This window comes from Acidisoma sp., assembly GCF_965199065.1.
Taxonomy (GTDB): Bacteria; Pseudomonadota; Alphaproteobacteria; order Acetobacterales; family Acetobacteraceae; genus Acidisoma.
This window is the reverse complement of sequence record NZ_CBDAQN010000001.1, coordinates 1,190,078-1,204,294: the sequence shown is the minus strand read 5'-3', so window position 1 is coordinate 1,204,294 and position 14,217 is coordinate 1,190,078. Positions and strand designations below refer to the sequence as shown.

Annotated in this window: 14 protein-coding genes; 6 read left to right on the top strand and 8 right to left on the bottom strand. The window is 66.3% G+C overall.

Translation table 11 applies throughout. The features are described from left to right. Positions 1–2: 2 nt before the first annotated feature. On the bottom strand, positions 3–1,025 hold the full coding sequence (locus ACOEQ1_RS05620; RefSeq protein ID WP_419758230.1) for an acyltransferase family protein: 1,023 nt from the start codon (positions 1,023–1,025) through the stop codon (positions 3–5). A 62-nt stretch (positions 1,026–1,087) separates the two neighbouring features. Here ACOEQ1_RS05620 and ACOEQ1_RS05615 point away from each other — a divergent pair, with 62 nt between their 5' ends. The 5 genes from ACOEQ1_RS05615 to ACOEQ1_RS05595 are packed head-to-tail and all read left to right on the top strand — an operon-like array spanning position 1,088 to position 5,598. Continuing rightward, positions 1,088–2,350, top strand: coding sequence for an outer membrane beta-barrel protein (locus tag ACOEQ1_RS05615; protein ID WP_419758229.1), 1,263 nt, complete (start codon positions 1,088–1,090; stop codon positions 2,348–2,350). Between the two features lie 2 nt (positions 2,351–2,352). Beyond that, the gene (locus ACOEQ1_RS05610; protein ID WP_419758228.1) at positions 2,353–3,198 is read left to right on the top strand and encodes a WecB/TagA/CpsF family glycosyltransferase; all 846 of its coding nucleotides are present in this window, start codon (positions 2,353–2,355) and stop codon (positions 3,196–3,198) included. A gap of 5 nt (positions 3,199–3,203) precedes the next feature. Continuing rightward, complete coding sequence (gene hfq, locus ACOEQ1_RS05605; RefSeq protein WP_419758227.1) at positions 3,204–3,485, top strand: RNA chaperone Hfq; 282 nt, start codon at positions 3,204–3,206, stop codon at positions 3,483–3,485. After that, on the top strand, positions 3,482–4,777 hold the full coding sequence (gene hflX / locus ACOEQ1_RS05600; protein WP_419758226.1) for a GTPase HflX: 1,296 nt from the start codon (positions 3,482–3,484) through the stop codon (positions 4,775–4,777). The genes hfq and hflX overlap by 4 nt, the downstream gene beginning before the upstream one ends. Next, the gene (locus ACOEQ1_RS05595) at positions 4,774–5,598 is read left to right on the top strand and encodes an inositol monophosphatase family protein (RefSeq protein WP_419758225.1); all 825 of its coding nucleotides are present in this window, start codon (positions 4,774–4,776) and stop codon (positions 5,596–5,598) included. Before hflX ends, ACOEQ1_RS05595 begins: the two co-directional genes overlap by 4 nt. Positions 5,599–5,626: 28 nt before the next feature. Here ACOEQ1_RS05595 and ACOEQ1_RS05590 read toward each other — a convergent pair whose 3' ends face one another. From ACOEQ1_RS05590 to ACOEQ1_RS05560, 7 genes are all read right to left on the bottom strand, one after another. Next, entirely contained in the window at positions 5,627–6,955 is a 1,329-nt protein-coding gene (locus ACOEQ1_RS05590; protein ID WP_419758224.1) for an alpha/beta hydrolase, read from the bottom strand. Positions 6,956–7,169: 214 nt separating this feature from the next. Continuing rightward, on the bottom strand, positions 7,170–8,876 hold the full coding sequence (locus tag ACOEQ1_RS05585; RefSeq protein ID WP_419758223.1) for a beta strand repeat-containing protein: 1,707 nt from the start codon (positions 8,874–8,876) through the stop codon (positions 7,170–7,172). Between the two features lie 72 nt (positions 8,877–8,948). Further along, complete coding sequence (locus tag ACOEQ1_RS05580; RefSeq protein WP_419758222.1) at positions 8,949–9,701, bottom strand: molybdopterin-dependent oxidoreductase; 753 nt, start codon at positions 9,699–9,701, stop codon at positions 8,949–8,951. Next, positions 9,694–10,353, bottom strand: coding sequence for a cytochrome b/b6 domain-containing protein (locus tag ACOEQ1_RS05575; RefSeq protein ID WP_419758221.1), 660 nt, complete (start codon positions 10,351–10,353; stop codon positions 9,694–9,696). The genes ACOEQ1_RS05580 and ACOEQ1_RS05575 overlap by 8 nt, the downstream gene beginning before the upstream one ends. 23 nt (positions 10,354–10,376) lie before the next feature. Then, complete coding sequence (locus ACOEQ1_RS05570; RefSeq protein WP_419758220.1) at positions 10,377–10,976, bottom strand: hypothetical protein; 600 nt, start codon at positions 10,974–10,976, stop codon at positions 10,377–10,379. Positions 10,977–11,109: 133 nt separating this feature from the next. Next, positions 11,110–11,895, bottom strand: coding sequence for a gamma-glutamyl-gamma-aminobutyrate hydrolase family protein (locus ACOEQ1_RS05565; protein WP_419758219.1), 786 nt, complete (start codon positions 11,893–11,895; stop codon positions 11,110–11,112). A gap of 129 nt (positions 11,896–12,024) precedes the next feature. After that, positions 12,025–12,705: a GntR family transcriptional regulator gene (locus tag ACOEQ1_RS05560; protein WP_419758218.1), complete on the bottom strand. Its 681-nt coding sequence runs from the start codon at positions 12,703–12,705 to the stop codon at positions 12,025–12,027. Positions 12,706–12,846: 141 nt separating this feature from the next. On the opposite strand from ACOEQ1_RS05560, the gene ACOEQ1_RS05555 reads away from it, so the two are divergent. Beyond that, positions 12,847–14,208, top strand: coding sequence for a glutamine synthetase family protein (locus ACOEQ1_RS05555; protein WP_419758217.1), 1,362 nt, complete (start codon positions 12,847–12,849; stop codon positions 14,206–14,208). Positions 14,209–14,217 lie beyond the last annotated feature (9 nt).

The following is a 14,217-nucleotide window of genomic DNA, read 5'->3' as shown; positions in this document are numbered from 1 at the left end:
AATCAGCGCGTGAGGCGGTCCAGCACGGGCACAGGCCGGAACAGCAGCGTCTTCGCGAGGATCGGCCCAGCGACGCCCGCGGCCATCAGTCCCGCCGCGAACAGCGGAAACCAATCCGCCTCCCAGGGAATTTGCTTCATCAACAGAGCCTTGGCGAGGCCGATGAAGATCGTGTTGAGCAGATAGATGGCGAAGGCGTAAGCGCCGAGCCAATCGAGCAGCCGCCGCGCCGCATAGGGTAGCTGACGGACGATGGCATGCAGCGCCGGCAACGCCACGATGCTCACGCCAAGCATCGCGAGATTGCGCGGGACCGCCGCTCCGGCGCGCAGATCGACGCATAGCGCGAGCGCGAACAGCACGGCGAGCGGAACCCGCCAGGCATCGAGCCAGCGACACCAGGCGAGATCGCGATCGGCCACGACCATGCCCGCGAGAAAGAACGGCACGTAGGTGACGATGCGGTCGGCATAGAGGATCGGCGGGACGGGCAGGAGCGCCAGCGGCGCGGACACCACCAGGAGCGCCGGTCCGTAGCGGCGCAGCAGGGGCAGCAGCATGGGGGCGCCCGCAGCATAGAAGAACAGAACGATGATGTACCAAACTGACTGCGCCGGGCTGCGATCGGTCCGCCAGACGAGGTCCACGAGGCCGCTTACGAACGACGCCGGCGCATGGTCCACATGCAACTCGTCCATCATCGCGATTTTGCCGACGAGGATGGCGACGCCGAAAACAAGTGCAGGGACCAGCAAGCGCTTCGCCCTGCGGCGGAGCAGGTTGCCATATGCCGGGCCGCATGCCGCGGTCGCACCGGACCAATGAGCCGCGTAGCCGCTCAGGTAGAACAGGAAGGGGATGTGGAAGGAGTAAACGGCCGCCCGCGCCGGCTCGTACCAGGCAGCACCCCAGCCGCCGCCTGACGGATCCTCACGCGCAACGATATGCCCGAAGACGACGAGCAGGATCGCCAGGGTTTTGCCGCGGTCGAGATCCCGCCGCCGCCAAACATTATCTTCCATCATCAAACTATATCGAAACCGTTATGAAAAGGCTATGACGGTCGCCTATCGTAACGGATGCGGCCTTGCGGCTTTGGAAGATCCTGCCTGTGGTTGTTCTCTATGGCCTGCTGCCGGCCCGGTCCGCGCGCGCGCAGCTGATCGAGACCGCCTACCCCAGCGACGTGCCTGGTTTCGACACCGGGCAGGGCGTGTCCGTCACCTCCCGCATCCAGACCGACACAGCCTGGCATGAAATCCCCCTCGGCGCAGAGCTGCTGCACCCGGAGGTGACCGAAAGCATCGGCCACGACAGCGCCATTCTTGCCGGGCGGCAGCCGAGCTGGATTGTCGAGACGGCCCCGTCCGTCACGCTCAACGCGAAGGACACCGGATACAGCGTCACCGCCGAGGCCTCGGCCGACGACATCCGCTACCTCGACGGACCCGGAATTTCAGACACGGACTGGACCGCCGCCGTGGGCGGCACCTTCGACCTCGCCGACTGCGCCGTCACCGCGGCGGTCGCGCATCTCGCCCTGCACGAGAACGATACGGCCCTGGACGCGGCGCAGTACGACGAGCCTCTGTCTTATGCGGTCAACACCCTGCGGCTGAGCGCGCAGACGCCGGCAAGCCGGCTGACCATCCAGCCGAGCTTCGACCTGAGCCAGTACGAGTTCGGGTCGGCAACCATCGGCGGGGTCGCGGCGAGCCAAGCCTATCGCGACCGGGTGGTGGCCGAGGCCGGGCTCACCGTCTCCTACGGGATCAAGGAATACGACGATCCCAATCGCGCGTTGCTCAGCATCGAGCCGGATGCGGGCCATTATCCCAACCAGACGCTCGGCGAGCCGGCGCGGGATTATGCCGGCGGCACGGTCATGCTCGGCGTGGAGCACGATCTCGACGGCGTCTGGGGCTGGCGCATCCAGGCCGGCGCCGGCGGGCGCGTCTATCGTTCCTCCTACGAGAACCAGTTCGTGCCGCTCATGGATGCCGCCGTCACCTGGCAGCCGAACGAGCGCACCACCTGGCACGCCGCGCTGTTCCGGCAGATCGAGTCTGCCGCCGACGAAGGCGAGGGTGATTACGTCGCCACCATCGGCGGTGTCGCGATGGACCGCGAGCTGCGGCGCGACCTCATCCTTCACCTCGGCGCCGACCTCGACCGCGCAGATTTCACCGGGGCCTCCGAAACGTTCATCACCGGCCGCGTCGGCCTGCAATGGCTCATCAGCCCAGTGCTGCGGGCGCGGGCGACGCTCACGTTGACAGATCATCAAAGTAGCACTGCAACCCCCTTTGGTGAGGACGTGTTCATGCTGAGCATGACGGCGGGCCTGTGATCATGAATTTCCTCGGATTGTCGTTCCTGGATGCGGAGGCGGCGACCGTCGCCGAGCGGCTCGCGCAACGGCGTGACGATGCGACCTTCGCCTATCTGGTCACACCCAATGCCGACCATTTCGTGCGTCTCGGCCGGTCGCCGGGCCTCGCCACGCTCTACGACCGCGCGGAGTGGCGGTGCCTCGATTCGATGGCGATCGCGCATGTGGCACGCCTGGTCGGTCTTCGGCCGCCCGCGGTGGCGACAGGCACCGACATTCTAGCCGAAATCCTTGACCGGCATCTGTGTCCGGGCGACCGGGTGACCATCATCGGCCTCGACCCTGCCGGCGTGGCGATCCTGCGGGATCGGCGGCCGTGGGTGCTGGTGGACCACCATCAGCCGCCTCCGCGCCTGTCCGAGGACGCCGATGCCTTCGCGCACGCAGTCTGCTTCGCCGTTGCCCATCCGGCGCGCTTCACCCTGCTCGCGGTCGGCTCTCCGGTGCAGGAGCGGCTGGCGGCGGCGATCCAGGCCATGGGCGGAACCGGCATCGGCCTTTGCGTGGGCGCGGCGCTCGACTTCTGGACCGGACTGACGCCGCGGGCGCCGTGCTGGTGCCGCCGGCTGGGGTTCGAATGGCTCTTCCGCCTAAGCCGCGAGCCGCGGCGGCTCGGGCGCCGTTATCTGATCGACGACTGGTCCGTGCTGTGGCTTCTGCTGGTCGCGCGGTGGCGTGATGGCGGGGCTGCCGGGGGTCAGCTAGTGCCCAACCCGGCGGTTGTAGTACAAGACTTGCATCACCACAGTGCCACGCGTGAGAGCGTGAGCACCATGATGCGGGCAGCGCAACAAGAAAAAGGATAGTTCTAGTGGCAACTGAGAAGACGCAGAATGTTCAGGACGTGTTCCTGAACCATGTGCGGAAGAACAAGACGCCGGTGACGGTCTTCCTCGTGAACGGCGTGAAGCTCCAGGGGATCATCACCTGGTTTGACAATTTCTCCGTGCTTCTGCGGCGGGACGGGCATACCCAGCTCGTCTACAAGCATGCGATCAGCACGGTGATGCCGGGCGCGCCGATCCAGCTCTTCGACCCTCTGAAAACGGAGGCGGCGCCCGGGCGCGAGGTCTTATCGGTCACTCCGGCATGAACGAGCCTGTCATGGGCGGCGCCCCGACGCGGGCCGCCGTCATTCTGCCCTGGGAGCGGGAGGAAGCCAGCGACAATCGCCGTTCCGCCGAAGCGCGACTGGCCGAGGCCATGGGGCTCGCCGCTTCCATCGGGCTTGTCCTCGTGCATTCCGCCATCGTGCCGCTCCGCCACCGCCGGCCATCGGCGCTGCTCGGCGAGGGGCAGGTCGAGAATGTGCACGCTGATCTGAAGGAGCATGAGGTGGCGCTGGTGGTGATGGACACGTCGCTGTCGCCGGTTCAGCAGCGCAATCTCGAGCGCGCCTGGGGTTGTAAGGTCATCGACCGAACCGGTCTTATCCTCGATATCTTCGGCGAGCGCGCGCGGACGCGGGAAGGCGCTCTCCAGGTCGAGTTGGCGCATCTCGACTATCAGCGCTCGCGGCTCGTGCGGTCCTGGACCCACTTGGAGCGTCAGCGCGGCGGCTTCGGCTTCCTCGGCGGCCCGGGCGAGACGCAGATCGAAGCGGACCGCCGGCTTATCTCCACCCGCATGGCGCGGCTGAAACGCGAGATCGAGGAGGTGCGGCGCACGCGCGGATTGCATCGTCACGCGCGTCAGCGCACGCCCTACCCGGTGATCGCGTTGATCGGCTACACGAACGCCGGCAAGTCGACGCTGTTCAACGCGATGACGGGTGCGACGGTCCATGCCGAGGACCAGCTGTTCGCGACGCTCGACCCGACCATGCGCAGCATAGCGTTGCCATCGGGGTCGCCGGCGATCCTCTCCGACACGGTGGGTTTCATCAGCGATCTGCCGACCGAGCTGGTCGCGGCCTTCCGGGCGACGCTCGAGGAGGTGGCCGAGGCCGATGTCATTCTTCATGTCCGTGACATCGCGCATCCCGATACGGCGGCGCAGAAGGCGGATGTGCTGGGCGTGCTGGCCGGCATGGTGCAGGACGGCACGCTCGATGCCGACTGGCCGAAGCGGACGATCGACGTGTTGAACAAGGCGGATCTGCTGGGTGGCGTCTCCGAGGTGCCGGGGCTGGTCGAGGACGCCAGCACAATCGCCATCTCGGCGTTGAACGGGGACGGTCTGGACACCCTGCGCGCGGCGATCGATGAGCGGCTGGCGAGCGCCAAAGAGGTGGCGTCGTTCCAGATCGTGCCGTCGGATGGGGCGAAGCTCGCCTGGCTTTACCGGCACGGCGAGGTGCTGACGCGAGAGGATGAGGAGGAGGCGATCCGCGTGACTGTCCGTATGTTGCCGGCCGACCGGGCCCGGTTCGAGAGCTTGGTATGAGGGGGCTGACGGCTGGACAGCTCCAGGATCTTTGGCTGCTGATGCGGCAGGCGGCGGAGGCGGAGATCCTGCCCCGGTTCCGGCACCTGGGCGAGGGCACGATCCGGATGAAGACGGGTCCGCTCGACTTGGTGACCGATGCGGACGAGGCGGCAGAGCGGCTGATCACGGCGGGCATCGGGCGGATGTTCCCGGGTGCTCTGGTGGTTGGCGAGGAAGCGACCGCCGCCGATCCCGGCCTGCTGCGCCGGATCGCCGACGCCGACCTCGCTTTCGTGGTCGACCCGGTGGACGGGACGGCAAATTTCGCCGCCGGTTTGCCGCTGTTCGGCGTAATGCTGGCGGCGATGGTGCGGGGCGAGATCGTGGCGAGCGTGATCCATGACCCAATCGGCGGCGACGGCGCGTTGGCGCTGCGCGGCGAGGGGGCCTGGATGGAGCAGCCCTCTGGCGCGCGCAAGGATCTGCGGGTCGCCGAGCCGGTGCCGCTGGCGCGTATGACGGGCGCGATCAACTGGCGCTATCTGCCGGAGCCGGAGCGGGCGCGGATGCTGACGGCTCTGCCCCGGTTCGCGACGACCTGGGACTACCGCAACGCCGCGCACGAGTATCGGCTGCTGGCTCAGGGTTTCGCGCATGTGGCGTTGTTTGCGCGCATGATGCCTTGGGATCACGCGCCGGGCTGGCTCATCCATCGCGAGGCGGGCGGCTATTCGGCGCGCCTGGACGGCTCGCCCTATACGCCGACCGAGACGCGGGGCGGTATTATTCTCGCCCCCGACCGCGCGAGCTGGGACGCGGTGCGGGGGTTGATGGAGTAGGGCCTGTCGGCCTTCGCGAGGCTGGCGTTCAGTGTGCCGGGTAACCCTGCCAGAGCCATTCCAGCGCCTCCGGCAGTGTCTCCGCAACGGTCGCGGCATCCACATGAGTGGCATTCCGCGAGAAGAGGAACTGGTACTGGTAGCCTTTGGCGGCCAAGACCTTTGCCATATCCTCGTCGGCGAGCGTCCAGTCGTGCATGCCGTCCGCGAGCGGCGCATCGGGATAGAACAGGTCGCGGTCGCCCACCTCGAACCAGAAGCGGATCGGCTTGCGCGCGCTGTTCGGAATGAGCGGAGCGCCGGTGGCCATATCCGTGTTCGTCACATGGACGCCGTTCACGCCGAGGCCAGCCGGCTGTGGCCCGGCCCATGCGTCATGGTATTCCCAGGCTCCACCCGGAAGCGCGGGATCGTGGGGCCATTGCTGATTGACCATGGTCGGCGAGTAGGCGAGCACCCGGTGATAAAGTTCCGGGTGGAACCAGGCCATCGTAAAGGCGGCCGAGCCGCTCGAACTGATGCCCATGGTGGCGCGACCGTCCGGATTGTGCGTCAGTTGGATGTCGGCCTGGTGCTCGACCAGCGGCAGCACTTCCCGCTCCACCCACTCCGCGTAGGTGCCTGACACAGCGTCATACTCGCGACCGCGTTCGCTGCCCTGGGCATCCTGCCCGCCGGCACCGATCCCGATGGCAACGATCGGCGGGATGCGGTGCTCGTGGATGAGATTGTCGAGCACAGTGAAAAACTGCTTCTCCGAGAAGAAGCCGTGCGGCCCGCCATCGCCCACGACGATGAACGGCGCCGGTGTTCCTCTCGGGAGTTCGGCGGGAACATAGACGTCCACCGCGCGCGTCCAGGTGCCGGCCTGGCTCGTCGGTACAAGAACGTTTGACGGGTCACCAGGTGCCGTTTTCGCCGAGAAGATGGCTGCGTCGAGGCAGTTCTGCGGATCGGCGCGGACGAAGCCGGGCTTGTAGATCACGCTGTCTGCGGACGACATCGTAAGAGAGAGGACTTTGCCTTTCGGCACACCGTTATCAGCGACGGTTTCAGGCGCGGGCGGGTGTGCCGGCCCTATGATGAAGTTGCCGTCCGCTGTCGCCGAGGGCAGCGTTCCCGAGGGCGATGCCGTCGCGTTCGGGTAGGCCGGGTTTGCTGGGTCACGGGTCGGTGGCGAGGTGCTCAGGTTGAGGTCTGTGGTATCGATGTAGAAGGGCGCTGTCGGCTTTGTCGTGTTGGCTCCCGGCGGCACGGAGGCATTTCCCGTCGGGCAGGCAGTGGATGACGCAAGCGCCGGCACTGCGAATGCGCCAGCGATAACCCCACCCATGAGCGTGGCGGTGATCTTGTTCATTATTGTCGTGCTCCCTAGCCAAATCTCGCTTAACCGGCGTCAGACTGCCCTGGCCAAGCTGCACGGTCAAACGTTCAGACGCCTGCATTAGCCAAGATTAGTTGAGTTGACACCGGCAAGTGCGATCAGTCCGCCGCCCCCAAATCCGATGCAACTTTGAAATAATTTTGTGGCGCGCCGTCAATTGCAGCTCAACCATGCTTCACCGTCGAACTCAGAACACCTTGTGGCCGAAGCCGACGAGCGTGATGACGGTGCCATCCGTCAGCGTGAGGGTGTCGGAACCGCTGACTACGCCCTCGCTCACTATCGGGTAGCTTGTATAGCCGCCGAAGACGAGAATGTCGTTTGCCTTGATCCCCTCGATGGCTTCCGTGCCGCCGGCATGCCCGTTGAGGAACCCATAGACGTCCGGACCTGCGCCGCCGATCACCGTGGAATGGCCGGTGCCGCCGACAACCGTGTCCGCGGCCCCGTTGAGCGCCATGACCGCCGTCGTCGCGGGTGCCGTGAAGAAGGTCTCGACGCCCGTGCCGTATTGACCGGCCATCGTCGTGTTGCCGTTCGCGCCCGCCACGAACTCGACCGGTCCGCTGCCTTTGCCGAACTCGGTCGTGGTGCCAGGACCGCCGACGAGGGTCGAAGCACCGCCGCCGGACCCGGCGACCAGGATGTTGCTGCCGGAGCCGCCGGTGAGCATGCTGTTCGCGTCGCCGGTGGAGCCGAACAGGGTAGTGTCGCCGGAACCGCCCGTCACCGTCGCCGCACCCGCGCCGCCGACGAAGGTGAGCGAGCCCGCGCCGCCTGTGACGGTAACGTTTCCCGGTCCACCCGTCACCGTGTTCGTGCCTCCCGCACCTGACACGGTCGTGCTGCCTCCGATGCCGGGACCCGTCGTGGACGTTACCAGATTGACGTAAGTGCCCAATCCGTTGTCGCTCGGGGACAGGCCGAATGTGCCGTCCACGGACCCTGGAGCAAAAGCGAAAGTCTCGGTCGTGCCGTCTTCGACGATGGTCAGCGTGCTCCCGTTGAAGCTGACGGTGCCGTCACCCGAGTAGGGGAGCGCCTCAAGATTGATTGTGCTACTGAGGCCGAAGCCCGAAATGACCGCCGTCGGTGCGGACGTGGCGTTCCCCACCAGACCGACGACGCCGCTGGATATGTTAAGAACGCCGCCGGCTCCTACCCCGACAGTGCCAGCAACAGTATCGGCTGCTCTCAGATTGACAGAGCCCCTCGCCAGTGAAGGTCCTCCGCCACCCACGTCCAGATTGTCGATAAAAACTCCAAAAGAGGCTGACAGGATACCGAACCCGACCGACGTATCGATCGCAGTGCTGCCCGAGAACAGAATTCCAGTGCCCCCCTGGACAACTGCGCCGCTGATAACGCCTCCGGAAGAAACGTATAGGTAGCCGTCGACGTCCACCTCGTCTGCCACACTTCCGGACAGGACGACTTCTAGGCCATCGTCCACACCGCTCGTCGCGACGCCGCCGGGGAACCCGACGACTTCCAGGCCCCCATTGCTGACCGTGTAGTCGCTCGTGAGGCCGCCATCGTAGACTGCCTCTTCACCGCCGGAGCGGACCGTCGTGTCAACGGCGCTACCGCCGCCGTAGACCGCCTGATAGCCGCCTGACACCACGGTTGACGAAATGGCGCCACCATCGGCGCTTACGAAAAGGTCTCCGCCGCCTTCGATTGTCAGTCCGACCGCGCGTCCACCAGCTGACACCTCTGCGTAGCCGGCATCGATCCCGCCGTTCAGGATGCCACCGCCCGTTGCGGTCTCACCTCCGCTATCGACGGTTCCCACCGCGACGCCGCCACTGACAACTGTCAGCATGTCGCCAGGGTTCAGAACGATGCCGCTGCTGGTGGTCGTTCCGCCTGACGGAAGTACATAATCAGTCATCGCTGGCTTCTATGGCTGCTTAGTGACCCAGCCTGTCATGCTCCGAGCCAATCCACAATAACAGACCGTCCGTCAGCTGCCGCTGAACCAGTTGTAGCCCTGGTCCTCCCAGTAACCGCCCGGATTGGTGTTGGTCACCGACACGGACACAACATGCTTGGCGCTCTTGAAGCCGAGCTTTGTCGGAATCCGCAGGCGCATTGGAAATCCGAAATCAGCCGGCAACGGCTTGCCGATGAAGTCCAGCGCCAGGATTGTCTGCGGATGCAGCGCGCTCGCCATGTCGAGGCTCGTGTAATACCGGTCGGCGCAGGTGAAGCCGACATACTTCGCACGTGTGTCCGCGCCAATCCGCTTGAGGAATACGTGCAGCGGAACGCCGCTCCATTGGCCGATCTGGCTCCAGCCCTCGATACAGATATGGCGCGTGATCTGGCTCTCCTGCGGCAATGTCCGCAGCCGCGCCAAACTCCATGGCGTCTTGTCATCCACCAGACCCGACACCGACATCTTCCAGGTTCCGCCGTCGATGTCCGGCACGTCGTCCTCGTCATAGAAGGCGTTGAACCGGAACGGGTTGGTGATGCGGCTCGCAGGGAACGTCGCCGCCAGCCGCGTGCGGCTGAACAACAGCGCCTGCACCCGGTCATTGAAACGGGACATCGCGAACAGCGCCCGATCCACGTCGTCGCCGTCGTTGAGGTCGCATCCCGTCAGCATCGTCAGCGCGCCGAGCGATAGCCCCGCCTTCAGCATCAGCCGCCGCTCGAGCTTCCGTAGTTCCGGCGCCGCGTCACGCGGGCGGATGAGGGTCGTCTTACGCATCGGGATGCGCCTCCACAGCAGCCGGAACATGGGCGCGGCCAGTGATCATCGTCGGCAAGGTGCGCGGCACGACCGCGACCAGCACCAGATGGATGACCACGAACCCGACGATGCCGGTCATCGCCAGGAAATGGATCCAGCGCACCGACGGGTAGCTGCCGAGTGCGGCCGTCAGCCACCAGAGTTGCACGGGCTTCCACATCGCAAGGCCCGAGAGGACGGCCAGCAGGCCGACCAGCAGCACGGCGATGTAGAGCAGCTTCTGGACCGCGTTGTAGACGCCCGGCGTGTGGTAGAGCCGGAAGGAGAGGGCGCCGCGAAAATCCGTCCAGACGCTCCGTGCGCTCAGGGGAAAGAAGGATCGCCGGAAGTGCCGTCCGACGATCCCGTAGGCGACATAGACGAGACCGTTGACGACGAGCAGCCACATGGCGGCGAAGTGCCAGGCGATGCCGCCCGCCAGCCAGCCGCCAAGCGTCATCCATGGCGGAAAGACGAACGGCAGCAGCGGCGACGCGTTATAGATCTCCCAGCCGCTCATCACCATGCAGACGAGGGCCACCGCATTTACCCAGTGGGTGATGCGCACCAACAGCGGATGCACAGTCACCCAGCGCTGCCTCGGCAGGCCTTGCGCCTTACTCGTGTTCATCGTCAACCGACCTCGTCACATGCTTATTGCGGCGGGGTGATGCCGTCCTCGCCGTAGAGGATGCGCGACGCGGTCTTCGGGTCGTTCGGTGATGGGAAGACGATGACCTTGACGCCGGGCTTGAGGTCGCTCATCGAGCCAGGATCGATCGCGACAATCGGCACGTCCGCCGGCACGATGATCGTTTTCTCGCCGCCGGCGTAGTTCACCGTCATCGTATTCCCGTTGGAGACGACGAGATGGCCGACGGTGCCGTTGGTCATGGAGCTGGACGGCCCCAGATCCCAAGCATAATGACCCTCGCCGACGCCCTTCATCGCGGGCGGAAACACCGTCACTTCGAGGGCGCGGAGCTTGCCGCCGCCGGCCGGAACCGCGGCACTGCCGATGTAGCTACCGGCCTGGATGGCGGATATCGAAACGGTCTTCTCGCCGGCCACCTTGGTGTCGCCGTTGATCGCGTAGGTCATCATCGAGCCGGTGCGGCTGGTGACAACAAGCTGCGTCGGCGTGATCTGGTCGATTGTGCCGCGCGTCCGGTGCGGAGGCGCAGCCTGGGCGATGACGGGTCCACCGATTATCGCGAGGCTGAGGGCCGCCGCTGCGATGCGTATTTGGCTCATGATGATCCTGCTGGCTGTGGTCGGGCGGCACGCGCCGCCGGCCGGAATACGGCGGGACAGTCCCGCCGGTTACCAGCAAGCCCGCGGCGGCGGGATGCGCCAGTGTCATTTCGGCAATTCACGCAGTCGTGCGTCAGCGGCGGCGGGACGCCATCCGGTCTCGTGCCGCTTCGCCGAAAGCCCTGAAGATCGCTGTTGAGAGCGCATCGGCGCCGAAACGCCATTCCGGATGCCACTGGATCGCGGTCGTGAACCGCTCCGCGTTCGGGTGCCGGAATGCCTCCACCACCCCATCCGGCGCGCGCGCTTCTACCTCCATGCCGGGCGCCAGCCGATCGACCCCTTGCTCGTGCAAAGAATTTACCCGCCAGCGCGCGGCGCCGTCCACCCAGCCCGAAAAGACCCCGCCGGGCTCCAGCGCCACGTCATGCACCGGCGCGTAGGCGTCGGCGATCGGCAGCGTCGCATCGTAGCGGTGGTCGAGTTCCTGACCGACCTCGTGCAGCTTGGGATGCAGCGTGCCGCCGAAGGCGACGTTCATCTCCTGGCAGCCACGGCAGACGCCCAGCATTGGCACGCCCGCCGCCAAGGCCGCGCGGATGAGCCCCAGCGACATCGCGTCCCGGTTCGGGTCGGCAGGCAGAACCTGATCCTCCGGCGGTCTCCCATAGAGCGGCGGCGCCACGTTGGAGGGGCTGCCGGGCAGGAAAATGCCATCGACGAGCGCCAGGATCGCTCCGTAGTCGAGGGTCTCGCTCGCCGGCGTGCCATCGACGTCCGAGATGCGGCCAGGCAGCAGGATTGGCGTGGCGTCGGCGCCGACCGCGACGGCGTAGAGGTATTTCTCCACCACCAGATGCGCGATGTGACCCGACACCGCTGTCACGTCGCACACGAACCCGATTACCGGCTTGGGCATCATCAACTTCCCTCAACAGATATTGTGATCACATAAGCACGGCTGATCTGGCTGCCGAGAAACTTTCTCCGCAACCCTGATCCGGGCGACCTGATCCGGGCGACCTGATCCAAGCGGCCGTCACAACGGTCAGCCGGCTCGTTCGGCGCCGAGGCGTCCGGCGAAGCGTCCGGATTGAGCCAGATGACCCAGACCCGTCTGAATGTCAGCTTGGATCGCGAGCCGCAGCGCGGCCGCATCCCCGCGCGCAATGGCGGCGAGCGCCTCTGCATGATGGTCATCCGCGCCCTGGCTCGGCAGGTCTTCGAGCGCCGCCCGCATGAAGGGGCCTGTCTGCAACCACACAGACTCGATGAGCGGAACGAGAACGCTGTCCGCCCGCGCGCCGTAGAGCGTCAGGTGGAAAAGCAGGTTCTGGACGACGACCGTCTCACCGTCCGCGTTCGCCACGGCATCGTCGATGTGGCGGTTGATGCGGCGCAGCGCCGCCAGCCGCTCCGGGCCGATCGAAGGCAGTGCGCGCACCGCCGCCTCGGGTTCCAGCGCCATCCTGGCCGCCAGCAGTTCGTCGAACCGCTCCACCGTCATCACCGGCACCCGCACGCGCCGGTTGTCGAGCAGCGCGAGCGCCCGCTCCGCCACAAGGCGGCGCAGCGCCTCCCGCACCGGCATGGCGCTGACCCCCATGCGGGCGGCGAGGCCGCGGATCGTCACCGGCTGGCCAGGGGGAAACCGTCCGGACATGATCGCGCGCCGCAAGCCGCGGAACACCCACTGGTGGATAGGCTCTGCATCCTCGCGCTCCGGCATGGCTAACGCCGGCGAAGATAGGGCAGGCAGGTCTTCCGGCATCGGTCCTCTCGCGGAACGGCTGCGCGGACGATAGCAGAACGGGCTTGCACAATGTGATCACATTATGCGGTAATGGATTGGGCAGGTGAGAGACCATTCATGACGGTGCTTCCGAGGATCGCGGTTGGCGGCAAGTCGAAGAAGTCGCAGGGCGGGATCGTCGAGGCCTTCGTGGTGGACGGCAACGGCGTCCCCCGCGGCAAGTGGCTGCCGGCGGAGAAGCTGTCGGATGTGAGCGACAAGGGGCTGCTCATCCCGCGCTCCGTCTTCGCGCAGGACATCTGGGGGCGTGACGCGGACGAAGCGGGCCTCGGCCACGGCACCGGCGATCCGGACGGGCTGTGCCGGCCGGTGGAGGGCTCGGTGCTGCCGATCTCCTGGCTGTCCCGCCGGGCAACGCAGGTCATGCTGCGCATGGTGGCAGCCGACGGCACGCCTTACTTCGCCGATCCGCGCACCGTGCTGGAGGCTGTGGTGGCGAAGTTCCAGACGGCGGAACTGACGCCCGTGGTGGCGACCGAGCTGGAGTTCTACTTCATCGAGCCGGTGGAGACGGCGGGCGACAAGCCGCGTCCGTCAGGCGCGGATGCGGAGGGGTGGAAGGGCTGGCAGCCGAACGTGCTGAGCCTGGATGAACTCCATGCCTACGACGTGATCTTTGCCGACATCGCGCGATACGCCGGTGAGCAGGGCATCCCTCTGGACGGCACGGTGCGGGAGAACGGGCCGGACCAGTACGAGCTGAACTTCACCCATACCGACGACGTGGTGCGCGCGGCCGACTGGGCGATCATGCTCAAGCGCATCGTCAAGGGTGCGGCGCGGCGGCACGGCATGGACGCCACCTTCATGGCCAAGCCCTATGGCGGGCTGGCGGGCTGCGGGATGCACACGCATCTCAGCCTGCTCGACCGCGCGGGCGCCAATATCTTCGTGGCGGAGGGCCATGCGCCCGGCGGCAAGCTGCGTCAGGTTGTCGGCGGCATGCTCGGCACGATGAAGGACAGCATGCTGGTGCTGGCCCCGCACGCCAATTCCTATCGCCGGCTGACGCCCGCGAGCCACGCGCCAACGCGGCTGAGCTGGGGGATCGACAACCGCACGGCAGCGATCCGGGTGATCGAGGCCGGAGCCGCCACCCGCGTCGAGCATCGCGTGGCGGGCTCCGACACCAACCCCTATCTGACCATGGCGGTCATCCTGTCGGCGGCGTTGCATGGCTTGCGGACGGGCGCCGTTCCGCCGGAGCCGACGGTCGGCGAACACAGCGAGTCGGGCTGCGAGAGCCTGCCCACGACGTGGGACGAGGCGCTTGCCCGGTTCGAGGCGTCGGACTTCATTGCCGAGGCGCTCGGCAAGCCGTACCGGCACATCTTCGCTGCCGTCAAGCGGCAGGAGATCGAGGAGTTCCGTGCGCATATCACGGAGATTGAATACGACGCCTATCTGCGGACAGCCTGACCCCGCCAA